Here is a 22,055-nt window from a genome sequence, read left to right as displayed (position 1 = left end):
CGGGCCCACATGTGGCCCGTCAGGAGAAAGTAGTAGAGGCGCTAAGATTAGGCCAATGGTGATTAGGCCAACTGCACCGGGATAATATTGCTGGTGTGGCTGACGTGGTTGCCTTCCTGGAGATACACCAGTGCTGGCTGATGCTTTTCCAGTTCGGCTTCAGAGTAGTGGGCATAGCTGCAGATAATGATCCGGTGGCCCGGCGCAGCTAGATGGGCCGCAGCACCGTTGATCGAGATGAGCTTGGAGCCCTCCTCTCCGCGAATAGCGTAGGTGGTGAAGCGCTCGCCGTTTTCGACGTTGTAAATCTGGATCTGCTCATTTTCACGAATGCCCGCCATATCCAGCAGGTCACCGTCGATGGCGCAGGAGCCTTCGTAGTTGAGTACCGCGTGAGTGACGCGCGCCATGTGGAGTTTGGCTTTAAGCATAATGGTGTGCATGGTGAGTTCCTGTATTCCCCGTTGTTTGTTTATTCATTAATAGTAGCGGCAGCGCTGACCGGGAGTTGAACCGTGAGGTTGTCGATTAACCGCGCCGGGCCTAACTTGGCGGCGGCCAGCAGTATCGCATGGCGGGTCGCTAGGTTTACGGGGCCTAGCGTGGCATCGCGTAGTTCCAGATAGTCCAGCATAAAACCCGCATCATACAGCGTGGTGCTGCCCTGGTGTAGTACCTTTTCGATAGCTTCGCCGCGTTCCAGAGCATCGCGCAACGCGCACAGCGTGCGGTAGAGCAGTGGTGCAATGGCACGCTCTTCGCGACTTAAATAGCCATTGCGCGATGATAGCGCCAGGCCATCCTCTGCACGTACAATGGGCACACCGATAATTTCGATGGGCATGTGCAGGTCGCGCACCAGCTTACGTATTACCGCAAGCTGCTGGTAATCCTTCTCCCCAAAGCAGGCGACGTCCGGTTGCACCAGGTTAAACAGCATACTGACCACGGTGGAGACACCGTCGAAATGACCGGGGCGCGAGCCGCCGCACAGTCCTTCGCCCACCACGGGCACATGCACGCGGGTCTGGGCGTCTAAGCCGTTGGGGTAGAGCGAGCTTACCGCCGGAGCAAATAGGATGTCGCAGCCGGCCTCGATAAGCTGCCTTTGATCGGCATCAAAGGTACGTGGATAGCCGTCTAAATCTTCGCCTGGGCCAAACTGCATGGGATTGACGAACAGGCTTGCGACCACGATATCGGCGTGCTGGCGCGCGCAGGCGACCAGCGCTAGGTGCCCGGCATGCAGGTTGCCCATGGTAGGCACCAGGGCAATACGCTGGCCGCGTTGGCGGTAATCTCGCAGCATGCTGCGTAGCTCATCAATGTCTCGCAAAGTGCGCATAGTCGTTTCGTGCCAATAACAAAAAATGGGCGATAGTCGAGCTGCCTTAAAAACGGCTTTTAAAAACCGGGCTTAAAAACCGATTTTAAAAACTGATTTTAAAAACAGTGCTCTTGAGCCGGGAAGGCGCGGGTTTTGACCGCTTCGTGATAGTGCTGGAAAGCTGTTTGAATGCTGTCAGCGTCGGCCATAAAGTTTTTCACAAAGCGCGGTGTACGGCCATGGGTAACGCCAAGCACATCGTGCATCACCAGAATCTGGCCATCGGTATCCGGTCCTGCGCCAATGCCGATCACTGGTACCTCCAGTGCTTCGGTCACCGCTTTGCCTAGGCTGGCAGGGACGCACTCTAGCAGAATCACTGAAGCGCCTGCCTCGACTAAAACTTTGGCATCGCTGATGATTTGCTCGGCGTGAGCGGCATTGCGGCCTTGCACTTTATAGCCACCCAACTGATGCACGGTTTGTGGGGTCAAGCCCAAATGCGCGCATACCGGTACGCCGCGGCGGGTCAGTTCACGAATGCCGTCGGCCATCCACGCTTCGCCTTCCAGCTTGACCAATTCCGCTCCTGCGCGCATCACAGCACCGGCATCTTCCAGCAGACGCTCGGTGGTGGCGTTGCTCATAAACGGCAGATCTACCATCAGCAGGCTATGGCCTTTACCGCGCGCCGCACAGCGGGTGTGGTAAACGATGTCTTCAATGGTGACGGGGAGGGTGCTGTTATGGCCTTGTAGCACCATGCCCAGCGAATCACCGACCAGCAGGACATCAATGCCTGCTTGGCTTGCCGCATGGGCAAAGGAGGCATCGTAAGCGGTCAGGCAGCTAAACGTCTCGCCAGCCTGCTTATAGGCCTGCAGCGTGCTTAGAGTGACGGTTTTCATGGCGTGCTCTCGTTTTACGTGAGGCCGCTGCGACATAGGCAGCTGACCATTATTGATGCTGCATCCCTGCATGCGCGATGTGGCGTAACCGCCAATTGTTACCTGAATGGGGTGTCAGTGTCGAGATTTGTGTCAGATGGTAGCAGTGAGTGCTGATTAAGCCTTGGCTAGGCGCTCTAAGCTTTGGCCTGGGTCTTGTTGCTCAATACGCTCGAGCCAACAAGTGAGTGGCGTTTGGTAAAGCTGAATCGAAGGGGCTATCTCTGCAAGCGGTGCCAATACAAAGGCGCGGGTGGTCATGTGTGGGTGTGGGACGCGCAGGCGCGGTGTGTCGATGTGATCATTAGCGTAAAGCAGCAGATCAAGGTCCAGCGTACGCGGCCCCCAGTGATGCTGGCGACGGCGGCGATGCTGCTGCTCTAACGCCTGGAGCTGATCGAGCAGCGCCAGTGGTGAGAGGCGTGTCTCCAGCGCCGCCACGGCGTTAATAAAGTCCGGCTGATCTTGCGGCCCTACCGGTCGGCTGGCGTAAAGCGAGGATGCTGCTACCAAGCGACTCAGCGGCAATGTGGCTAGCTCGTCAAGCGCTTGGCGAACCTGCTCGATAGGATAAGCTAGATTGCTACCTAGGCCGATATAGGTAAGCTTGAGCGACATTAGCCGCTACTCTGACGCTGGGCCGGAGGGTTTACGCCGCCTTTTGCGACGACGATCACCCTGGCTGGCGGGGTCGCCGCCTACTTTTTGCAGCAAGCGGCGCTGCTCGTGCTCATCGCCGCGCTGGAAAGCCGTCCACCAATCGCCTAAGCCGCGGGGTATCTCGCCCGCCTGTTCGCGCAGCAGCAATAAATCATAGCCCGCCCGGAAGCGGGGATGCTCGCGGGTTTGGAAGGCTTTTTTACCGCGCCGCTGGGGCAGGCGCTGCTGGAGCTCCCAGATCTCCCGCATCGGAATACCAAAGCGCTTGGGAATCGAGGTGTGCTCTAGTTGACGCGAAACCACCTGCTGAGCGGCGGCCTGCAAGGCGGGAATGGCGGGCATACCCTCTTGCTCCAACTCTTCCTGGCGCTGTTTAACCGGCGCCCATAAAAACGCCGCCAGCAGGAACGCCGGAGTGACCGGGCGCTCTTCGGCAATGCGCTTGTCAGTATTGGTGAGTGCCTGCTCAATCAGCTCTTCGGCCCAAGCGGCATCGGCCATGGCTTCTTCGGCTTCGGGAAACAGCATGCCGAATAGGCCGTAGTGACTCATTAGGCGGAACGTGACCAAACCGTGGCCCGACATAAACAGCTTGAGCACTTCGTCAAATAGCCGCGCGGGAGGAATTTGCAACAGCAGCGGCGCCTGATCGTACATCGGCTCTTCGGTGGCGGGGTCTAACGTGAAATCGAGCTTAGCCGCAAAGCGTACCGCCCGCAGCATTCGCACTGGATCTTCGCGGTAGCGCGTCGCGGGATCACCAATCAGGCGTAGAGTACGCGTCTTGATGTCTTCGGCACCATTGGCAAAATCAGTGATGCTGAAGTCGGCAATATTGTAGTAGAGCGCATTAACGGTGAAGTCGCGGCGTAGCGCGTCCTCTTCGATATTACCCCACACATTGTCACGCAGCAGCAGCCCTTCATCGGATTGATGGGCAATGTGATCGCCGTGCTCGTCTTGGGGTTTGCCACGGAAGGTGGTCACCTCAATGACCTCTCGGCCAAAGCGTACATGGACAATCCGAAAACGACGGCCGATCAGGCGTGAGTTGCGAAACAGATCACGAACCTGCTCAGGGGTGGCATTAGTGGCGACATCGAAATCTTTGGGCATCTTGCCCAGCAGCGCATCGCGAATGCAGCCACCGACCAAATAGGCGTCGTAACCTGCCCCACTTAAGCGATAAAGCACTTTTAGAGCGGCATCGCTGATTTGCTGGCGAGAAACGGGGTGCTCGGACCGTGGGATGTTACGCGGAGAGAGGGCGGTGGTGGTGCTCTCTTGGGGATCGAGCAAGGTTTTCAATTGCTCCCCCGGGCTGTGTAGGAAACGGGTAAATCCTTTAAACATGCGATAATGTCAACTCGCAGGGTACGAAAAAATAGTCATTAGTAAGCACTTCAAACGAGTACTGAACGTGAACAGTCAGTGGCTGAGTGTAGCCGACCCTTTGTTACTTGCAAAGAGGGGCTTGCAAAGAGCAGCTTGCAAAGCGCGTGAGGCAGGCGGATGTAAACTCAGGGGGCCAGACATGGAAAAGGGAGGCTAAGAGAGCCTCCCCTATTAAGCAATTAATCAGCGTCCATGCTGCTGTTTTTCTTCATGATGGCACATCGCCCTGAATACGCACCGCAGTCGGCAGGCGTAAGGATCACGATAGTTCCGACCGCCTCGTATTCAAAACAATAATCCAACCGCGAACTTTTCTCCCCCAGGTAATTATTGTTGGCGCCGGGGTGTACACACTTACCGCTATTGTTGTTATTAGGATGCCAAGTATTGGTGTACGTCGCGTCCGTTCGGGCTACTTGCTAAATTTGTTGTTATTCGCGGCGCCTGTGTTGCCTGCGCCAGCAAGTAATGAGATTCAAGCCTGTTGTTATTGTTAGTACCTTATATCTCTACCTGGCCCTGTTGTTTTTGTTGTGACTCAGGTTGGGTCGAGGTCATATTATTTTTGTTGGTGACCTACCGCTATGCCCAGTTTGTTTTTCTTACCCAGTAGTATTGCAGTCGCTGTGCCAGCTGTTGAATAAATTATAAATTTCAGAAGGTTGGCGCTTTTAATATCATTGAGGAACGTTGCGATGCGAAAAGTGTTACCCCTTTTGCATCCGTTTGTGCGTGATGTTGTGTGGGAAGGTAACAGTGCCAGACAGCGATAAAATGGGATATTTGTTATTTAAAATCAGTGTATTAGACAATGGTCGTAGGTAGTGCAGCATAACCGCGATTCAGTACTTCAATCAGGGCGGCGGGCGGTTTTTTTACGCGGTATGCCAAGCCGCTGGCGCCGCTCCCAGAGATTTTTACGGCTAATGCCAAGTTTCTGTGCCAACTCTGTTTCACTCATTTGGTCTTGGTGCTCGAGCACGAAGTGCTGAAAATAATCCTCTAAAGAGAGGTCGTCTTCATTCTCTTCGGCGTTTTTCTCCATGCTACTGGAGGTTGAGGTGTTCGCAGGAGGCGCATGAGAACGAGTGGTTGTCGGCGCCAAGCCTAAATCATCCGGGTGTATCAGATGCCCCTCGGCAAGAATGACGCCGCGTTCCAGCGCGTTCTCCAGCTCGCGAACATTGCCTGGCCAAGGGTAGTCGCGCACATCCTGGCGGGCGGCACGAGATAGGCGCAGCCCCGTTCGCTCGTGGCGCTTACATGCCTTGTCGAGCAGAATATCGGCGATTTCAAGCACGTCATCCTCGCGCTCGCGCAGTGGCGGCAGCTCGATCTGCATGACGTTCAGGCGGTAGTAAAGGTCGAGACGAAATTCACCGGTTTTTGACAGCGCACGCAGGTCGCGATGAGTCGCCGCAATTAGCCTGACGTCAACGTGGCGGGTTTCTACCGAACCAATTTTACGGATTTCCCCCTCTTGCAGAACGCGTAGCAGGCGTGCCTGGGCATCCAACGGAAGCTCGCCAATCTCATCCAAAAACAGCGTGCCGCCATCAGCGGCTTCGACTAACCCAGTGCGCGCAGCGCTGGCGCCGGTAAAAGCGCCTTTCTCATGGCCAAACAGCTCGGATTCGATCAGCGTTTCAGGAATTGCCGCGCAGTTGACGCAGATCAGCGGTGCCTTGGCACGCTTGCTTTGCTGGTGAATGGCGCGTGCTACCAGTTCTTTGCCGGTGCCCGACTCTCCAAGCACCAGTACGGTGACATCGGCAGGCGCGGTTTTGCGAATGCGTGTGTAAACCTGCTGCATGGCCGCGCAGTTGCCGATCATGGTCTGGCGGCCGCCGCCTGCATCGGTGATATCCGGCGGCGGGCTCTGCTGCATCGACTGTTTATGCAGAATTCGCTCGACGGTTTCGAGCAGTTCGGCGTGGTCGAAGGGCTTGGCAACGTAGTCCACGGCACCCTGTTTGAGCGATTCTACCGCAGAGCGCATGCTGGCGTAGCTGGTCATGATCAAGACGGGCACCGGGGTCGCGGCAGCGATCAGAGTAGTGCCCGGCTCGCCCGGTAGGCGCAGGTCGCTGATGATGAGGTCGAATTCTTTGAGCTCAAGCTGGCAGGCCTCCTCAGCGCTGCCTGCTTCGCTGACCGTATAGTCGTGGCGTTCCAGAAGGCGCTTTAACGCGCTGCGAATAATCGCTTCATCTTCAACAATCAGAATCCTGGGCATGGGCTGGCTGATCATCCTGTTGGTAGAGCGGCAGCCATAACGTAATGGCCGTGCCGCGAGGCTGTCCGGGCGGTGGCGAGGCCACGTCTATTTTACCCTGGTGCTCATTGATAATCTGATAAGCTAGTGAAAGGCCCAGGCCAGTGCCTTCGCCCGCTGGCTTGGTGGTGGTGAATGGCTCGAATAAGTGATCCCGCACTCGTGGGTCGATGCCCTGACCGTTATCCGTTATTCGCCACCAAGCAAGCTGTTCATAGCGCCCGGCATTAATATTCACCTGCCCGCCATGGTCGCAGGCATCCCGAGCATTGCTGAGCAGGTTGACCATCACCTGGGTTAGCCGTTGAGCATCGCCGCGAACCACCAGATCGTCGGGCGTCTCATTGGTTAAGGTGACATCCTCTCCCGAGCGGGCGAGGTGGATCAAGTGCAAAGCATCTTCACTAATCGAGGCGAGCGCCACGGGTGAGGCGGGGAGCGGCACCGCTTGGCGTCCGCCGTGGGCAAACCCCACCAAAGAGTTGACGATTTTAGTCACTCGTTGGGTTAACTGCTGAATCTGATCGGCGGTTTCCAGCAGTGCTGGGTCGTTGGTGTCATAGCGCAGGTTTTGCGCCAATGATGAGATGCCGGTAATCGGGTTGCCAATTTCATGGGCGACCCCGGCGGCTAATTGGCCGATAGAAGCAAGACGCGCCGCATGCACCAGTTCATCTTCGAGCCACTTCATTTCGGTATGGTCTTCAATCAAAATCACGCTGCCACCACGGCTATCGTGGCCGCTAAGAATAGCTCTGTGCAGGGTCAGAAAGTAGTCCTTGCCATGCAGCGTTACCGCCTGTTTGTACAGTGGACCTGGCGTAGCGTCTAGCACGCTGCCTAGCAGGCTTGGCCAAGGCGCGGGCAGGCTATCGCGGCGCGAGCCGATCACACTTTCACCGCTAATCCCCGAGAGCTCCGAGAGTGCTTGGTTCCACATAAGCAGTTCATCGTCATCGCCCAGCACGCATAGCCCAACGGGCAAATAGGCCAGGGTTTGGCGATGATGGCGGCGCAATCCGTCGAGTTCACGAGCCAATCCCGTTAGCCGCGAACGATAGGCCTCCAGGCGGCTTTCAACAAAGTGAATATCGTCGGTTTCCGGCGTGTCGTCGTGACGGTAGGGCAGGTAACGATCGACGATGTCGCGGGCTACCGAGGGGCCCATTAAGCCTGACAAGTTCGCCTGGATGCGATCGCGCAGGCGGCGCAGCGCGTAGGGGCGCCGCTCTTGGGGCGTTAAGTTAAGCGCTTTTAAGGCCCGGGCGACTTCGCGCTGCGCGGCCTCGTCGCCCAGCGCCTGGGCTAGGTGATTAGAAAAATCGCTGGCCGTCGCGGCTTCCAGCGGAAAACGCTTCGAGCGGATCACCGCATCCACCGAGCACGCTTCCGCGGCGGACTGCTCCCCTTCTGAAATTCGCGTGAACAGCGATATGACGATCAGCAGCAGAATGTTAATCGTTAATGACAGCAGTGTGATGTTATACCAAGCCGGCGCATTGGCAGGCGTAAGCGGTGTAAAGGGTAGCGTCGGTACGGGGAGCGAGAACATAAGCGGCAGCCATAGGCCCCACAGCCATACGCCGACGCCGGCGATCAGGCCAACAATCATGCCTTTACGGTTAGCGCCGGGCCAATAGAGTAGCGCCAGCATGCCGGGCAGGCATTGGGCCATGCCTACAAACGCAGCTAGCCCCAGCCCGATTAGGCCGTGATGGCGGCCTATCCACTGGTAAAACACCCAGCCACCGATAATCACTGCAACGACTAAGCCGCGACGTAGCCACAGCAGCCAGCCATAAAGATCACTGCGCGCCTCGGGAGGCCTCGCGACCAGCACAATGTGGTTGAGTACCATGCCGGAAAGCGCTAACGCGATCATGATCATGGTGCCACTGGCGGCGGCTAACCCACCGATAAAAGCCAGCGCCCCCACCCACCAGTGTTCGGTCATCAGGTAGGCTGCATAGGCGGCAATGGGTATATCGGGGTTAACCGATTGAGCTGCCCACCAAATCAACGGCACGGGCAATGCCATTAGCAGTAGAAACAGCGGCAGTGTCCAACTGGCTTGTAGCAGGGTATGCCGCGACAGACTTTCCGCAAAGCTGATATGGAAAAGGTGCGGCATCATAAAGGCCGCGGCAAAAAACAGTAGCAGCAGGGTTCGCCACTGCGCCGGGTCAAGTTGGGGTGTCTGTTGCTGGAGGATAGCACCGGGGCCTTCCAGCCACAGCTGTAGATCGCCTGGGCCGTCAAACACCATCCATAGCGCCACCGCACCAAGCCCCAACATGGCCAGCAGCTTGACGATGGATTCAAATGCAATGGCGTTGAGCAGGGTGTCGTGACTGCCGTGAGTCTGACTGTGGCGGGCGCCGAAAATCACTGCAAAGGCGGCAATAACGATACAAAAGAGCAGTGCGATGCTGCCCCCCGCTTGGCTAACGGTGAGGATATCGATAGCTTCGCTAAGGGTTTGGACTTGAATGCCGAGCAGAGGTAGTACCGCCAACAGACTGACGACAGTCACCAGTGTGCCCGCCCACCGCGAGCGAAAGCGAAAGGCAAATAGATCCGCCAGCGAGGCTAACTGATAGGTACGGGTAATGCGCTGGATCGGGACCAGCAGCACCGGTGCGAGCAGGAACGCCCCCGCCGCGCCCAGGTAGTAGGCGAGGTAGCCAAACCCTGCGTTGGCGGCCATGTCCACGCTGCCGTAAATTGCCCAGGCACTGGCGTAAACCCCCAGGGCGAGGGTGTAAACAATCGGGTGACGGGTAATGCGCACCGGCACCCAGCCGCGCTCTACCGCAAAGCCGCAGCCAAACAGCAGCGCTAAATAGCCTAACCCCAGCAGCAGGACGCCGACTATCTCAACGTGCACCTCAACGTTCATCAAGCTTCCTCTTCTGCTCCAGCCATAGGGTCAGCGCAATCAAGCCGCCCCAAATCGCAAAAGGCCGGTACCAGGCAGCTTCTGGGTCGCTCCAGCCATTCATCAGCAGGGGAGAGAGCAGGTAACCGCCAAACACCAAAAACAGCATGATGCGATAGACGTACATATCAATCTCCTGATGGATGTAAGAAGGGCGTTAAACGGTGTGGTGTTGGGCTTAACTGCGCCAACGACCAGTTGGCTACCGCCCAGTGTAGCTGAGTCGCCGGTGGCTCTGCTGCTAGGTCTTGGGGCGGCGATTGATCCAGCGCTTCCAGCGCCTGAAAAAGCTGCTGGCGTACACCGTGGTCATCTTCCGCCAGAGCGGGGGCAAGGTTCTGCTTCGAGAGCTTCTGGCCTTCAGCGGTGACGATGAGCGGCAAGTGTAGATAGCGCGGTTGCGCTAGCTGAAGTGCGCTCTGCAGCTGGCGCTGCCAGGGGGTGTTGTCGAGCAGGTCGAGTCCGCGCACTACATCGCTAATCTGCTGCTCGGCGTCGTCTACCACCACCGCGAGCTGGTACGCCCATAGGTCATCTTTGCGCTTTAATACCACATCGCCCAGTTCAGCCGGGTCAAACTGCTGCTTGCCGAATAGCCGGTCTTGCCAGCGAATAGGACGCTCGCCGTAGTCGCTGCGCAGCCGCCAGGCCACCGGTTTAGTAGGATCGCATACGCCATCGCGGCACCAGCCGGGGTAGATGTCAAACGCCTGCCACTGCTTACGCGAACAGCTGCAGGGGTAGGCAAGGCCTAGTTGGATAAGCTGATCTAAGGCAATTTGATAAGCCCCATCACGGGTGTGCTGCCACATAACACTCCCATCCCACTCCAGGCCAAAGATTTCCAGCTGACGCAGGATCGTGCTCGCCGCTCCATCGGGGCAGCGGGGCGGGTCGATATCCTCAATGCGTACCAACCACTCCCCCTGTGCCGCACGGGCGTCTAGGTAGCTGCCTAAAGCGGCGACCAAAGAGCCAAAGTGCAGCGGGCCTGAGGGCGTAGGCGCAAAGCGGCCACGGTAGCGAGCAGGTTCATTCATAGTAGCGTCAGACTAGTCAGTGCGTGGGGGTTAACAAAAACGGGCACCCTAAGGTGCCCGCGTTCGAGTTGAGCGTTCGTTTAGCGCTCAGCCGCCGAGCTGTTTCTCTTTGAGTTCTGCCAAGGTTTTGCAATCCACGCAAAGCGTAGCGGTAGGGCGAGCTTCTAAACGCCGAATGCCGATTTCAACGCCGCAGGCTTCGCAGAAGCCGTAGTCATCATCATCGATTTTATCGATGGTTTCGTTAATCTTCTTGAGCAGCTTACGCTCACGATCCCGAGTGCGCAGTTCCAGGCTAAAGCCCTCTTCCTGGGTAGCACGGTCGGCGGGGTCGGCGTAGTTGTTCGCGTCTTCCTGCAGGTGGCGTACGGTACGATCCACCTCTTCCATGAGATCCTGTTTCCAATCCAGCAGCAGCTGACGGAAGTGCGCTAGCTGCTGCTCGTTCATATACTCTTCACCCGGCGCTGACTCATACGGGGTGAAGGACTTGGACGCTTCCGGTTTCTTTTCTGCTACTGGCATGGGATGCCCCCTACATATGTGACTACTGATCGACCATGAGCAACTGTCACGATCTCACGCCAAAGGGATGCTTGTTTAGCTGAAAAATGACGGAGTTGCAAGCATAATGGTGCCTTTTCGATGATGGTCTTGTCTCTAATATGACTAGTGTCATGTTTTAGTTAACTTTTAATTATTTTCCAGTTTTACTGATGCCTCGGTTTTACTAATGACTAGATACAGGAGCCGTTATGGCCTGGAATTCGCGTGTCGACCATGTTGCCCCTTTCAGGGTCATGCATTTGCTGGAAATGGCCCAGGCGCGTGAAGCCGCCGGTCACGATGTGATTCATCTGGAAGTGGGCGAGCCTGATTTTGCGACCCCAGCGCCGATTATCGCGGCCGGGCAGCAGGCGCTGGCCAATGGCCATACTCGTTACACTCCCGCTGCGGGCTTGCCTGCACTGCGCGAGGCAATCGCCGGGCACTACGCCGAGCACTTTAACGCCTCGGTGGATCCGGCGCGCATTTTGGTAACGCCAGGGGCGTCAGGGGCGCTGCTGCTGGCCAGCCAGCTGTTAGTCGCCACTGGCTCGCGGGTGCTGATGGCTGACCCAAACTATCCCTGCAACCGTCACTTTATGGCCTTGGCGGGGGCTGAAATTGATGCGGTCTCTGTGGGGCGTGAGAGCGGCTGGCAGTTAGACGCTGCCCTGGTCGCGCAGCATTGGCGCGAGAATACGAGTCTCGCCATGCTGGCATCGCCCTCTAATCCCACCGGTCATACGTTGAGCGCGCAGCAGCTTTCTGCCGTGCTGGCAGCGGTTGCCGAGCGTGAAGGCGAGGTGATCGTCGATGAGATCTATCAGGGGCTCAACTACGATAATGCGCCGCTGTCGACCACCTCGCTGTCGGCCAACGCCTTTGTGGTCAATAGCTTCTCGAAGTATTTCGGCATGACCGGCTGGCGCTTGGGCTGGCTGGTGGCACCGGAACATGCCGTGGAGCCGTTAACGCGATTGGCACAGAATATGTTTCTTGCCGCGCCGACGCCTTCACAGCATGCCGCATTGGCAGCTTTCACACCCGAGTGCCGCGCTATCCTCGAACAGCGCCGCGCAACGCTTAAAGAGCGCCGTCAGGTGCTTTTGGAAGGCTTGGCGAGCCTGGGGCTGGCGCCGGACCTGCCGCCCCAGGGGGCGTTCTATCTTTGGCTGGATATCGCCCGCTACAGCCACGATAGTCAGGCTTTCTGTGAGCGCTTATTGCAGCAGGAGAACGTGGCGATTACCCCCGGTATCGATTTCGCCGTGCGCGGTGGTGAGCACCATGTGCGCATCGCCTTCACCAATGAGGTTGCCCGCCTGGAAGAGGCGGTGGCGCGGATTGCCCGCTTTGTGGGCAGGCTGTGATGCTGAACTATCCAGCGCTTGTGCCGGGCACGCTACTCAAACGCTACAAACGATTTCTGGCCGATGTGCGCTTGGACGACGGTCGCGAGGTGGTCGCACACTGCCCCAATACCGGCTCAATGAAGGCGGTGAACGTGCCTGGGTGCCGAGTATGGCTGTCGCCCAGCGATAATCCCAAGCGCAAGCTTGCCTGGACGTGGGAGTTTATCGAGCTGCCGCAAGCCGATGGGCAGGTAGCACTTGCCTCGGTGCATACCGGCCGCGCTAATCGCATGGTGGAAGCGGCGCTGGAGGCGGGTTCGTTGGCAACCTTGGTAGGCTACGCTACGCTGCGCCGAGAGGTAAAAGTAGCCGATGCCCGGCTCGATTTTAGGCTGGACGATCCAGAGCGGGGGCGGGCGTATATCGAGGTGAAGCAGGTCACCCTCAAAGAGCAGGATGGCCATGGCTACTTCCCCGATTCGGTCAGCGTGCGCGGCACCAAGCATCTGCATTCGCTGCGCGTGCTGGCAGAGCAGGGCGAGCGGGCGGTGCTGCTGTTTTGTGTCGCCCACGAAGGCATTGCAGATGTGGCCGCCGCTGCGCATATCGACGCGACGTACGCGGCAGCCCTGGCGGAGGCCTCGGCCAGCGGGGTGGAAGTGCTGGCCTATGGTATTGAGGTGATACGGGAGCAGGAGTGGCCGTTTAGGGTGGGACTAACCCGCCACCTGCCTGTCCGGCTATAGCTAGTGCCTAGCGATCAATATAAAAACGCTGAATAAAGTTCACCGGTTCGGGGGCCGAATTGCGGTCATAGCGCACGCCTAGCTCAAAGCGCATGCTTTCATCTTCGCGCATGGTAAACGGTGCCAGGTGGTAAGTGGCATCTCCGTCATGCACGGTACGAAAGCTGAGTGACTCCTGAACGCCGGTTAAGCCGCTGACGTGGCCCTGCACGCTGGCGTTAACCGGGCGGGTACTGCCATCGTCCTGGCGCTCGCGAACGCTGACATTTACCAGGCCGCGGTTAGCGCTGCGCTGGAGGTTGTTCGCCTGAGCCACTTCAGGGGTTAAAAAGCTGCTGTTCACTGCACTGTAGTGAATCTCGTAATCGTCCACTCTGACGAATTGCTCAGCGTGAGCCGCAGCGCTGGCGAAGAGTGTGCCGACAAGGGCGGCACTGATCATTAATCTGCGTAGCATGGCGTGGCTCCTTGGGTAATGGTTAAACACGCTGCAAATCTAGCGGCGGCGAACGCGGAAAATGGCAATTTCACCAAATAGGTTGGGCCATAGCCGCGATTTCCAGTGACCTTGATGATCCCCCACGCCCACCGCACGATCAACAATCACCAAGCCCTTTTCCCGGCACAGGTGCTCAAAGTCGTTGAACGTTGAGAGGTGGATGTTGGGCGTGTCGTACCAGGCGTGGGGCAGCGATTTGGATACCGGCATATAGCCGCGTAAGCCCAAATACACACGGTGGCGCCAATAGGCGAAGTTAGGGAAGGTAATGATGCCCTCTTCGGCGACACGCAGCATTTCATCGAGCATCTTGTCCGGCCGTCGCAGCGCTTGCAGTGCCTGGGTCATGATGACCTGATCGTAGCTGTTATCGCAGAAGCTGCTTAAACCGTCATCCAGGTTGTGCTCAATCACGTTGACGCCACGGGCAACGCAGGCATTGATCCCGTCATGGTCAATTTCCAACCCATAGCCGGTCACGCCTTTATTGCGCGCCAGCGTCTCCAGCAGTTCGCCGTCGCCGCAGGCGAGGTCGAGAACGTGCGCACCTTCGGGCACCCAGTCGTATATCAACTCAAGATCGGCGCGCATCATGGCGACTCCTCCGTACCCGGTTCATCTTTGCACTGTTCATCTGCACCTGTTTCGACGAGGTTAAGCTCCTGGGCGGCGCGGCTCATAAAGGCGCTGAAGATGGCATCGTAGCGCGGCGCTGAAAGTAAGAACGCATCGTGCCCGTGGGGTGAGTCGATGTTGGCGTAGCTGACCGATTTGCCTGCGCGGATGAGCGCATCGACCAGCTCGCGGGAACGCGAGGGCGGGAAGCGCCAGTCGGTGGTAAAGCTGACAATCAAAAACGGGCACTGCGCTGGGGCCAGGGCGTTGGCTAAGTCGCCCCCCTGGGTGGCGGAGGGATCAAAGTAATCCAGCGCCTTGGTCATCAGCAGGTAGGTATTGGCATCAAAGGCGGTGGAGAAGGTATCGCCCTGATAGCGCAGGTAGGACTCTACTTGGAACTCGACATCGAAGCCGAAGTTAAGGTCGTCGCTACGCAGGTCGCGGCCAAACTTGCTGCCCATAGCGTCTTCCGACAGATAGGTGATATGGCCCACCATACGCGCTAGCTTTAGCCCGCGCTTGGGCACGGTGTCGTGCTCGGCGTACCAGCCGTCGAAGAACTCCGGGTCAGAGCGAATCGCCTGGCGGGCCACTTCGTTAAAGGCGATATTTTGTGCCGAGAGCCGGGGCGTGGCGGCAATCACCACCGCGTTAGCCACCCGCTCTGGGAAGGTCATCGTCCACTGCAGCACCTGCATACCGCCCAGGCTGCCGCCCACCGCCGTGGCCCAGCGCTCGATTCCCAGGTGGTCGGCTAGCCGTGCCTGGCTGGCCACCCAGTCGCTTACCGTGACCATGGGGAAATCTGGCCCCCACTGGCGGCCAGTGTCAGGGTTGTGACTAACCGGCCCGGTGCTGCCGTGGCAGCCACCCAGGTTATTTAGCGAAACTACAAAAAAACGATTGGTATCGATCGCTTTGCCGGGGCCGATATGGGCATCCCACCAGCCGGGCTTGCGGTCCTCTTCGCTATGGTAGCCCGCCGCATGGTGGTGGCCGGAAAGCGCATGACAAATCAGCACTGCGTTGCTGCGGTCAGCGTTCAGAGTGCCGTAAGTTTCGTAAATCAGCTCGTAGGCAGGCAGTACTTTGCCGCAGGCAAGAGCGAGCGGCGTGTCGAAGCATGCCACGTGTGGGGTGACCAGGCCGACGGAACCCGACGGTCGGTCTGCAAACGCATGCGTATCTGAATCAGGCATTGAAGGCGCGAGTCCTGCTAAAAAGTACGTCTAAATGAATCAAGCTGGAGAAAGATTCATTGCACAAAGAGCTGGCAGACAGCCGTGATCAGAGACCGACCAGTGCCCCTGAAATGCCCGCCGCACGGACCAGAGCGCCGACCACCAAACTATCGACCAGGTTAATGGCGATAAACACCACGATAGGCGAGAGGTCGATCATGCCCAGGGGGGGGATCACTTTGCGCACGGGGGCCATAATCGGCTCTACCAACTGCATTACCAGCAGCGCGCCAGGGTGGCTGGCGTTGGGCGCTACCCAGCTCAAAATAATCATCACGATCATGGCGAAGAAGTAGATTTTTAAAATCGCATTCGCCAATGCCGCCACACCGGCGATGAGCAGCCCGGGAATGGGTGGCATGCCCACGCCAATGACCATAAAGATGGCGATGATGCTGACCACTTTCAATACAAAGCCTGCCGCTAACGTGGCAAGGTCAAAACGGCCCGCAACGGGACCTAAAAAGCCTTGAAACAGGCCCACCACCGGCTGGGTGATTTTGACTACGGATTGGCTTAACGGATTGAAGTAATCCGCCCGTGATGCCTGCAGCAGAAAGCGCAGCATGAGTAAAAACAGATAAATATTGATCAGGGTGTTGACCAGCATCAATCCTGCACTGCCCAGTTCGTTGCCCATTGTAGAGTCTCCTTGATGATCCGTAGCTTAACTGCGCGCTCGCCGAATGGCTGTATTAGCTGCCGCTTAATTCCTTGGCCATTGCCTGGGCACGATCGGCGCAGGCCTGCATGGCGTCGGCAATCGTGGTGCGCAATTGTGCCTCTTCCATATGTTGAATGGCACGCTCGGTGGTGCCGCCCGGCGACATCACGTTCTGTTTCAATGTGGCGGGGTCTTTATCACTATGCTGTGCCATCGTAGCCGCGCCCAGCGCGGTTTGAATCGCCAGGCGGCGCGCGGTGGCGGCAGGTAGGCCGAGTTTGACGGCGGCTTCTTCCATGGCTTCAAACATTAAAAAGAAGTAGGCCGGGGCGCTGCCGGAAACAGCGGTCACTGCGTCTAACAGGGCCTCTTCTTCCACCCACTCGACAATGCCAACCGCTTCCATCAGTTGGGTAGCCACGTCGCGCTGGGCGTCGCTAACTTTGCCATTGGCGTAGAGGCCGCTGGCGCCATAACCCACCAGCGAAGGCGTATTGGGCATGCAGCGCACCATGGCGTTTTGGCCGCCTAGCCACTGATCGATAGTGTCGGCATCCAGGCCTGCCGCAATCGAAATCACCAACGGCTGCTGGCGCTGAACGCTGTCGCGCAGGGCTTCGCATACGCCGCGCATAATTTGCGGCTTCACCGCTAACACCACCACGTCGGCGTCAGCCACCGCCGCGTTGTTGTCGGTGTCGGTATTGATACCTAAACGCTGTTTAATCGCTGCCAGCTCGCTGTCGTTCGGCGCGGTGGCGGTAATAGTAGACGGTTCAACGCCGCTGTCGATCAGGCCGCCGATAATGGCGCTGGCCATATTGCCGGCCCCAATGAAGGTAATCTTATTCGCCATAATAGGTGTCCCTTTAGTAAACGTTGGCTAAGTAATGTGTGGGCTGCAGCATAGCGTTATTTATCTAAGCCGTCTGGCGGGCGCCGAAAATTGCGGTACCTAAACGCACCAGCGTGGCGCCTTCGAGTATCGCCGCCTCCAAATCGTCGCTCATGCCCATCGAGAGCGTATCAAGCGGCGCTTCGGGCAGGGCGTTTTGCAGTGCTGTGAACCCCTCGCGCAGCGCGGCTAATGGCTGGCGTTGCGCCTCGACGCCTTCTGCCGGGGCGGGTATCGCCATCAAGCCGCGCAAGTGCAGGTTAGGCAGCGTGGCGACCTTCCTGGCTAAGGCTTCCAACTCCTCGGGAGGCACACCCGCTTTGCTCTCCTCGCGGCTAATATTAACCTGCAGGCAAATGTTCAGCGGTGCAAGATGCGTTGGACGCTGCTCGCTCAGGCGCTTGGCAATTTTTAGCCGATCAACGCTGTGCACCCAGTCAAAGTGTTCGGCCACTGAACGGGTCTTGTTGGACTGCAGCGGCCCGATGAAATGCCACACAATGCCATCAAGATCAGCGAGTTCAGTCTGCTTCTCCAGCGCTTCTTGCAGATAGTTTTCACCGAACTCACGCTGACCCAACTGCCAAGCCTGGCGAATCATTGCCGCCGGTTTGGTTTTGCTGACCGCCAATAGCTTGGCTGCATCCTGGGCGCGCCCGGCGCTTGCTAATGCGTTACGCAGGCGTTCAAGCGCCTGATCGTATGAACTGGCGAGTAACTCGTTAAGCGCGATGTCTGTCATACTCAAGCACCTTACCGCAGCGGGGAAGAGAGATGGATATTACCGAACTGCTAGCATTCTCGGCAAAGCAGAATGCCTCTGACCTGCACCTTTCGGCCGGTTTGCCGCCCATGATACGTGTAGACGGCGACATTCGTCGGCTCAATGTGCCCGCTATCGATAATAACGATGTGCGCAAGCTGATCTACGCCATCATGAATGATCGTCAGCGGCGCGACTACGAAGAGCACCTGGAAATTGATTTTTCCTTTGAAGTGCCGGGGGTGGCGCGCTTTCGTGTCAACGCCTTCACTCAAGCGCGCGGGGCGGGGGCGGTATTTCGTACTATTCCCAATCAAGTGCTCTCCATGCAAACCCTGGGGTTGGGTGAGGTGTTCGAGCGCCTGGCGATGTTGCCGCGGGGGCTGGTGTTGGTGACCGGGCCGACAGGGGCGGGCAAGAGCACCACGCTAGCGGCGATGATCGACTATATTAACGACCATCGCTACGAGCATATTCTCACCATTGAAGATCCCGTTGAGTTTGTCCACGTGAGCAAGCGCTGTTTGATTAACCAGCGCGAAGTGCACCGCGACACCCACAGCTTTGCCGACGCACTGCGTAGCGCCCTGCGCGAAGACCCGGATGTGATTCTGGTTGGCGAGCTGCGCGATCTGGAAACCATTCGACTGGCGTTGACCGCAGCTGAGACTGGCCACCTGGTGCTGGGGACGTTGCATACAACGTCTGCCGCCAAGACAGTCGACCGGATTATCGATGTCTTTCCCAGCGAGGAAAAAGCCATGGTGCGCTCCATGCTGTCTGAATCGCTCCAGGCGGTGGTGTCGCAATCGCTGCTAAAGCGTGAGGGTGGTGGCCGGGTGGCGGCGCACGAAGTACTGATTGCGACCTCGGCCGTGCGCAACCTGATTCGTGAAGACAAAGTGGCACAGATGTACTCGGCCATTCAAACCGGCGGCAGTCTGGGTATGCAAACCCTGGATGCGGTGCTCACTCGACTCGTTAAAGAGGGCGTGGTGAGTTTGCAAGAGGCGCAGCTGAGTGCGAAGGGCACGCTGGCACTTCAGGATGAGTAACCCTCGTGCGCCAGACACGATAACGGCTTCTTCTTTTAGCTGGCATAAATGCCACCCAGCACCCGCGGTCCCTGCGCGCCGGTGACCGAGGGCAGGTTGCCAGGCAGGTGGTGCAAGCGTTGGTGAGCCAGCCAGGCGAAAGCACCCGCCTCAATCCAGTCTTCAGGCCAGCCGCACTCTGCTGGTGAAGTGAACGTTGCGCGCGGGAGGTAGTAGGCAAGGCGCTGCATTAAATAGCCATTATGGGCGCCACCGCCAGCGGTGATCAACGTGAGGGAGCTGTCATCGATCTGCAGTTGTTCAACGCCTTGAGCGACGCTGACGGCAGTGAGCTCTGCAAGCGTCGCCTGCACATCGGCAGCCGTTTCCTGGCCGCTGAGGTGTTGGCGGAGCCAATCTAGATGGAACAGCTCACGCCCCGTACTTCTTGGCGGCGGCTGCTGGAAGAACGGTTCTGACAATAGCCGAGCTAACAGCGCTTCATCTACTTTACCGCTAGCAGCCCAGTCACCGTTCTGATCAAAGCGGTCGCCTTGATGTAGCGAGAACCAGCCATCCAATAAAACATTCGCTGGCCCGGTATCAAAACCAATCACTGGGTCGCTCGGCTGGCTCGAAAGCCAGGTCAGATTGGCAAAGCCACCAAGGTTAAGCACCAACTGATGCGCGTCTGCTCGACCAAATAGCGCCTGATGAAAGCCGGGTGCCAGCGGTGCAGCCTGGCCGCCAGCGGCTAGGTCGCGGCGACGGAAATCGGCCACGACCGTGCAGCCAGTTAGTTCTGCCAATAGGCTGGGGTTGTCCAACTGCAGCGTATAAGCCGGGCCGTCGCCGTGGCCTGCAGGAGCGTGCTCAATAGTTTGACCATGACTGCCTATAGCGCTGATCTGCTCGACACCTACTGAGAGCGGCGCTAATAACTGTTGCACGGCTTGAGCTTGGCATTGGCTGAACGCGTGCTCTGCTGCGGCGAGCTGCGCAAAACTCACCTGCTCTGCATGGCACAGTTTAAACAGTAGGTGATGCAGCTCATCCGGCATCGGTTCGGCGTGGGTTGCCAGCAGGCGCGGTGGTGAACCATCTTCGAGAGCGATAAGCGCTGCATCAATACCGTCCAGGCTGGTGCCGGACATCAAGCCAATATAGTAAAGCGGCGAAACGGTTGGTGTTTTCATAAGCAAACTCGTACAAAGTGGGGCTAATATCCAGCCAGGGCTAAAACAAGACCGAACCAAGGCTCAACCAGGGCGAACGAGCATGGTAACATCGTCGGTTATTTATCACCTGAGCCCGGTATGGGCGGTTCTTATTATAGTGGAGAGAGGCAATGAGTGAGGTGGATCAGGCTTTAGCGCTGCTGTCGCGGGGTACGCATGAAATCCTGGTAGAGGATGAGTTAAAAAACAAGCTGGCTTCAGGCCGCAAGCTGCGTATCAAAGCGGGTTTTGATCCTACTGCCCCTGACCTTCACTTGGGACACAGCGTGCTGTTGACCAAAATGCGTCAGTTTCAGGATTTGGGGCACACGGTAATCTTTCTGATCGGTGACTTTACCGGCCGTATTGGTGACCCCACCGGTAAAAACGTAACGCGCAAACCGCTCACTGAAGAAGACGTTAAAGCCAATGCCGAAACTTATAAGGAGCAGGTGTTTAAAATCCTCGATCCTGAAAAAACCGAAGTGCGCTTTAACGCCGAATGGTTTGGCGAGCTCTCCGCCGCCAAAATGATTGAGCTGGCAGCGCAAAGCACTGTCGCTCGTATGCTCGAGCGGGACGACTTTGAAAAGCGCTACAAAGCCAATCAATCCATTGCTATCCACGAATTTCTCTACCCGCTGGTACAGGGCTACGACTCGGTAGCGCTTGAAGCGGATGTGGAGCTGGGCGGCACCGACCAGAAGTTCAACCTGCTGATGGGGCGCGAGATCCAAAAGCACTTCGGTCAGGAGCCCCAGGTAGTCATCACCATGCCGTTGCTGGAAGGGTTAGACGGCGTGCAGAAAATGTCGAAGTCATTGGGCAATTACATTGGTGTCGATGAAGCGCCGGGCTCCATGTTCAATAAGCTGGTCTCCATGCCCGATAGCTTAATGTGGCGTTACTTTGAGCTGCTCTCTTTGAAATCGAACGAAGAGATCGACGCGCTTAAGCAGAGCGTTGAGCAGGGTGCGAACCCGCGTGACGTCAAAATGGAGCTGGCGCGTGAGCTCATCGCCCGTTACCACGGTGATGAAGCGGCGGCCAATGCGCATAAGTCAGCGGGTAACCAACTGGCCGACGGTGAACTGCCGGAAGACCTACCGGAAGTGACGGTTGATTTTGAAGGTAGTAAAGAAGCACCTATTGCAGCCGTGCTAAACAGAGCAGAGCTCGCCAACAACAGCGCCCAGGCTAAAGACATGCTGGGTAATGGCCGCGTTAAGGTCGATGGCGACGTCGTCGCTAAAGACACCATGCTGGCGACAGGTAAGAGCTATGTGATTCAGGCGGGCAAGAAACGTTACGCCCGTGTGACGCTTGTTTGAACTTTTTGTGCTTATTTTCCATGAAGGTCTTGCCAACCTGGCAGCGAATCCGTAAAGTACGCATCCGCTGCCGGGGACGCATGGCGTTACCAGCGGTGAATGAAGTGTAAAAAGCTTCGGTTTGTCAGAAGGTTAGAGCAGTTTTGTTGCTCGCCTCATTCGCTAAAAACAGCGATTGACAAACACCAGGAAATGCGTAGAATACGCCTTCCTCGCTGAGGCAAGCCAGCTCAACGGTTTGTAGGTAGTTTTGACAACTATCGCAGCGAAACAGCTCTTTAACAATTTGATCAGGTAATTCATGTGGGCGCTTGCTGACGTTGGTGACAAGTCACCAAATATCAAGGCAAGCGAACATATCGATACTCTTCGGAGTATCACAGTGAATTCGTTTGAACCTTGAGCCAAGTTTGGTTCGCTTCTGTCACTTACGAGTGGCGGGTAAGAACCGCATAGATCTTAAACTGAAGAGTTTGATCATGGCTCAGATTGAACGCTGGCGGCAGGCCTAACACATGCAAGTCGAGCGGTAGCAGGGGGTGCTTGCACCCCGCTGACGAGCGGCGG

21 protein-coding genes and 1 rRNA gene are annotated in these 22,055 nt (G+C 57.3%); 5 read left to right on the top strand and 17 right to left on the bottom strand.

Going from position 1 to position 22,055, the window contains the following annotated elements:
• Positions 1-62 precede the first annotated feature (62 nt).
• The 10 genes from panD to dksA all read right to left on the bottom strand — a co-directional run bounded on the left by panD (position 63) and on the right by dksA (position 11,107).
• Positions 63-443 (bottom strand): aspartate 1-decarboxylase, encoded by a 381-nt coding sequence (gene panD / locus QT230_RS11100; RefSeq protein ID WP_088702203.1) that lies wholly within the window; start codon positions 441-443, stop codon positions 63-65.
• Positions 444-472: 29 nt separating this feature from the next.
• Positions 473-1,345, bottom strand: a complete 873-nt coding sequence (gene panC, locus QT230_RS11095; RefSeq protein ID WP_308321830.1) for a pantoate--beta-alanine ligase — start codon at positions 1,343-1,345, stop codon at positions 473-475.
• A gap of 98 nt (positions 1,346-1,443) precedes the next feature.
• The gene (gene panB / locus QT230_RS11090) at positions 1,444-2,235 is read right to left on the bottom strand and encodes a 3-methyl-2-oxobutanoate hydroxymethyltransferase (protein ID WP_308321829.1); all 792 of its coding nucleotides are present in this window, start codon (positions 2,233-2,235) and stop codon (positions 1,444-1,446) included.
• 156 nt (positions 2,236-2,391) lie between these two features.
• On the bottom strand, positions 2,392-2,892 hold the full coding sequence (gene folK, locus QT230_RS11085) for a 2-amino-4-hydroxy-6-hydroxymethyldihydropteridine diphosphokinase (RefSeq protein WP_308321828.1): 501 nt from the start codon (positions 2,890-2,892) through the stop codon (positions 2,392-2,394).
• A 6-nt stretch (positions 2,893-2,898) separates the two neighbouring features.
• Positions 2,899-4,287: a polynucleotide adenylyltransferase PcnB gene (gene pcnB / locus QT230_RS11080; protein ID WP_308321827.1), complete on the bottom strand. Its 1,389-nt coding sequence runs from the start codon at positions 4,285-4,287 to the stop codon at positions 2,899-2,901.
• A gap of 892 nt (positions 4,288-5,179) precedes the next feature.
• Positions 5,180-6,565 (bottom strand): sigma-54 dependent transcriptional regulator, encoded by a 1,386-nt coding sequence (locus QT230_RS11075; RefSeq protein ID WP_308321826.1) that lies wholly within the window; start codon positions 6,563-6,565, stop codon positions 5,180-5,182.
• Complete coding sequence (locus QT230_RS11070; RefSeq protein WP_308321824.1) at positions 6,543-9,503, bottom strand: ATP-binding protein; 2,961 nt, start codon at positions 9,501-9,503, stop codon at positions 6,543-6,545. The genes QT230_RS11075 and QT230_RS11070 overlap by 23 nt, the downstream gene beginning before the upstream one ends.
• The gene (locus tag QT230_RS11065) at positions 9,493-9,669 is read right to left on the bottom strand and encodes a hypothetical protein (protein WP_007111811.1); all 177 of its coding nucleotides are present in this window, start codon (positions 9,667-9,669) and stop codon (positions 9,493-9,495) included. Before QT230_RS11065 ends, QT230_RS11070 begins: the two co-directional genes overlap by 11 nt.
• Position 9,670: 1 nt before the next feature.
• Complete coding sequence (gene gluQRS / locus QT230_RS11060) at positions 9,671-10,582, bottom strand: tRNA glutamyl-Q(34) synthetase GluQRS (RefSeq protein WP_308321822.1); 912 nt, start codon at positions 10,580-10,582, stop codon at positions 9,671-9,673.
• An 87-nt stretch (positions 10,583-10,669) separates the two neighbouring features.
• Positions 10,670-11,107, bottom strand: a complete 438-nt coding sequence (gene dksA / locus QT230_RS11055) for an RNA polymerase-binding protein DksA (RefSeq protein WP_308321820.1) — start codon at positions 11,105-11,107, stop codon at positions 10,670-10,672.
• Between the two features lie 230 nt (positions 11,108-11,337).
• Between dksA and QT230_RS11050 the strand changes: the two genes are divergently transcribed.
• Together QT230_RS11050 and sfsA are read left to right on the top strand one after the other, a co-directional pair.
• Positions 11,338-12,498, top strand: a complete 1,161-nt coding sequence (locus QT230_RS11050) for an aminotransferase class I/II-fold pyridoxal phosphate-dependent enzyme (protein WP_308321819.1) — start codon at positions 11,338-11,340, stop codon at positions 12,496-12,498.
• Positions 12,498-13,226: a DNA/RNA nuclease SfsA gene (gene sfsA / locus QT230_RS11045; RefSeq protein WP_308321818.1), complete on the top strand. Its 729-nt coding sequence runs from the start codon at positions 12,498-12,500 to the stop codon at positions 13,224-13,226. The genes QT230_RS11050 and sfsA overlap by 1 nt, the downstream gene beginning before the upstream one ends.
• A gap of 7 nt (positions 13,227-13,233) precedes the next feature.
• Here sfsA and QT230_RS11040 read toward each other — a convergent pair whose 3' ends face one another.
• The 6 genes from QT230_RS11040 to QT230_RS11015 form a co-directional block, all read right to left on the bottom strand.
• Positions 13,234-13,683, bottom strand: coding sequence for a DUF4426 domain-containing protein (locus QT230_RS11040; RefSeq protein WP_308321817.1), 450 nt, complete (start codon positions 13,681-13,683; stop codon positions 13,234-13,236).
• 39 nt (positions 13,684-13,722) lie between these two features.
• A complete protein-coding gene (gene metW / locus QT230_RS11035) occupies positions 13,723-14,316 on the bottom strand; it encodes a methionine biosynthesis protein MetW (protein ID WP_308322210.1) in 594 nt (197 codons plus the stop codon).
• Positions 14,316-15,542 carry a homoserine O-acetyltransferase gene (locus QT230_RS11030; RefSeq protein WP_308321815.1) on the bottom strand — a complete coding sequence of 409 codons (1,227 nt, stop codon included), beginning with the start codon at positions 15,540-15,542 and terminating at the stop codon, positions 14,316-14,318. The genes metW and QT230_RS11030 overlap by 1 nt, the downstream gene beginning before the upstream one ends.
• An 88-nt stretch (positions 15,543-15,630) precedes the next feature.
• Positions 15,631-16,224 carry a YggT family protein gene (locus tag QT230_RS11025; protein WP_308321814.1) on the bottom strand — a complete coding sequence of 198 codons (594 nt, stop codon included), beginning with the start codon at positions 16,222-16,224 and terminating at the stop codon, positions 15,631-15,633.
• Positions 16,225-16,279: 55 nt separating this feature from the next.
• Positions 16,280-17,104 (bottom strand): pyrroline-5-carboxylate reductase, encoded by an 825-nt coding sequence (gene proC, locus QT230_RS11020; RefSeq protein ID WP_308321813.1) that lies wholly within the window; start codon positions 17,102-17,104, stop codon positions 16,280-16,282.
• Between the two features lie 64 nt (positions 17,105-17,168).
• Entirely contained in the window at positions 17,169-17,885 is a 717-nt protein-coding gene (locus QT230_RS11015; RefSeq protein ID WP_308321812.1) for a YggS family pyridoxal phosphate-dependent enzyme, read from the bottom strand.
• A 32-nt stretch (positions 17,886-17,917) separates the two neighbouring features.
• Here QT230_RS11015 and QT230_RS11010 point away from each other — a divergent pair, with 32 nt between their 5' ends.
• The gene (locus tag QT230_RS11010; RefSeq protein WP_308321811.1) at positions 17,918-18,961 is read left to right on the top strand and encodes a type IV pilus twitching motility protein PilT; all 1,044 of its coding nucleotides are present in this window, start codon (positions 17,918-17,920) and stop codon (positions 18,959-18,961) included.
• Positions 18,962-18,996: 35 nt separating this feature from the next.
• On the opposite strand, the gene QT230_RS11005 is transcribed toward QT230_RS11010, so the two are convergent.
• On the bottom strand, positions 18,997-20,136 hold the full coding sequence (locus QT230_RS11005; RefSeq protein WP_308321810.1) for an anhydro-N-acetylmuramic acid kinase: 1,140 nt from the start codon (positions 20,134-20,136) through the stop codon (positions 18,997-18,999).
• A 152-nt stretch (positions 20,137-20,288) separates the two neighbouring features.
• On the opposite strand from QT230_RS11005, the gene tyrS reads away from it, so the two are divergent.
• The gene (gene tyrS, locus QT230_RS11000; protein ID WP_308321809.1) at positions 20,289-21,488 is read left to right on the top strand and encodes a tyrosine--tRNA ligase; all 1,200 of its coding nucleotides are present in this window, start codon (positions 20,289-20,291) and stop codon (positions 21,486-21,488) included.
• A gap of 461 nt (positions 21,489-21,949) precedes the next feature.
• Positions 21,950-22,055, top strand: a 16S ribosomal RNA gene (locus tag QT230_RS10995); the annotation flags it as partial.

Origin of the sequence: Halomonas sp. SpR8, assembly GCF_031010195.1 — a bacterium.
Lineage (GTDB): Bacteria > Pseudomonadota > Gammaproteobacteria > Pseudomonadales > Halomonadaceae > Vreelandella.
This window is presented reverse-complemented; position numbering and strand designations above follow the sequence as displayed.

Bases quoted from the DNA above. Each gene is read 5' to 3' on its own strand.
- dksA (WP_308321820.1), bottom strand. From the start codon at position 11,107: ATGCCAGTAGCAGAAAAGAAACCGGAAGCGTCCAAGTCCTTCACCCCG.
- tyrS (WP_308321809.1), top strand. From the start codon at position 20,289: ATGAGTGAGGTGGATCAGGCTTTAGCGCTGCTGTCGCGGGGTACGCAT.
- sfsA (WP_308321818.1), top strand. From the start codon at position 12,498: ATGCTGAACTATCCAGCGCTTGTGCCGGGCACGCTACTCAAACGCTAC.
- QT230_RS11010 (WP_308321811.1), top strand. From the start codon at position 17,918: ATGGATATTACCGAACTGCTAGCATTCTCGGCAAAGCAGAATGCCTCT.
- QT230_RS11075 (WP_308321826.1), bottom strand. From the start codon at position 6,565: ATGCCCAGGATTCTGATTGTTGAAGATGAAGCGATTATTCGCAGCGCG.
- QT230_RS11065 (WP_007111811.1), bottom strand. From the start codon at position 9,669: ATGTACGTCTATCGCATCATGCTGTTTTTGGTGTTTGGCGGTTACCTG.
- QT230_RS11015 (WP_308321812.1), bottom strand. From the start codon at position 17,885: ATGACAGACATCGCGCTTAACGAGTTACTCGCCAGTTCATACGATCAG.
- gluQRS (WP_308321822.1), bottom strand. From the start codon at position 10,582: ATGAATGAACCTGCTCGCTACCGTGGCCGCTTTGCGCCTACGCCCTCA.
- QT230_RS11070 (WP_308321824.1), bottom strand. From the start codon at position 9,503: ATGAACGTTGAGGTGCACGTTGAGATAGTCGGCGTCCTGCTGCTGGGG.
- panB (WP_308321829.1), bottom strand. From the start codon at position 2,235: ATGAAAACCGTCACTCTAAGCACGCTGCAGGCCTATAAGCAGGCTGGC.
- metW (WP_308322210.1), bottom strand. From the start codon at position 14,316: ATGCGCGCCGATCTTGAGTTGATATACGACTGGGTGCCCGAAGGTGCG.
- folK (WP_308321828.1), bottom strand. From the start codon at position 2,892: ATGTCGCTCAAGCTTACCTATATCGGCCTAGGTAGCAATCTAGCTTAT.
- pcnB (WP_308321827.1), bottom strand. From the start codon at position 4,287: ATGTTTAAAGGATTTACCCGTTTCCTACACAGCCCGGGGGAGCAATTG.
- QT230_RS11005 (WP_308321810.1), bottom strand. From the start codon at position 20,136: ATGAAAACACCAACCGTTTCGCCGCTTTACTATATTGGCTTGATGTCC.
- QT230_RS11040 (WP_308321817.1), bottom strand. From the start codon at position 13,683: ATGCTACGCAGATTAATGATCAGTGCCGCCCTTGTCGGCACACTCTTC.
- QT230_RS11030 (WP_308321815.1), bottom strand. From the start codon at position 15,542: ATGCCTGATTCAGATACGCATGCGTTTGCAGACCGACCGTCGGGTTCC.
- QT230_RS11050 (WP_308321819.1), top strand. From the start codon at position 11,338: ATGGCCTGGAATTCGCGTGTCGACCATGTTGCCCCTTTCAGGGTCATG.
- panD (WP_088702203.1), bottom strand. From the start codon at position 443: ATGCACACCATTATGCTTAAAGCCAAACTCCACATGGCGCGCGTCACT.
- panC (WP_308321830.1), bottom strand. From the start codon at position 1,345: ATGCGCACTTTGCGAGACATTGATGAGCTACGCAGCATGCTGCGAGAT.
- proC (WP_308321813.1), bottom strand. From the start codon at position 17,104: ATGGCGAATAAGATTACCTTCATTGGGGCCGGCAATATGGCCAGCGCC.
- QT230_RS11025 (WP_308321814.1), bottom strand. From the start codon at position 16,224: ATGGGCAACGAACTGGGCAGTGCAGGATTGATGCTGGTCAACACCCTG.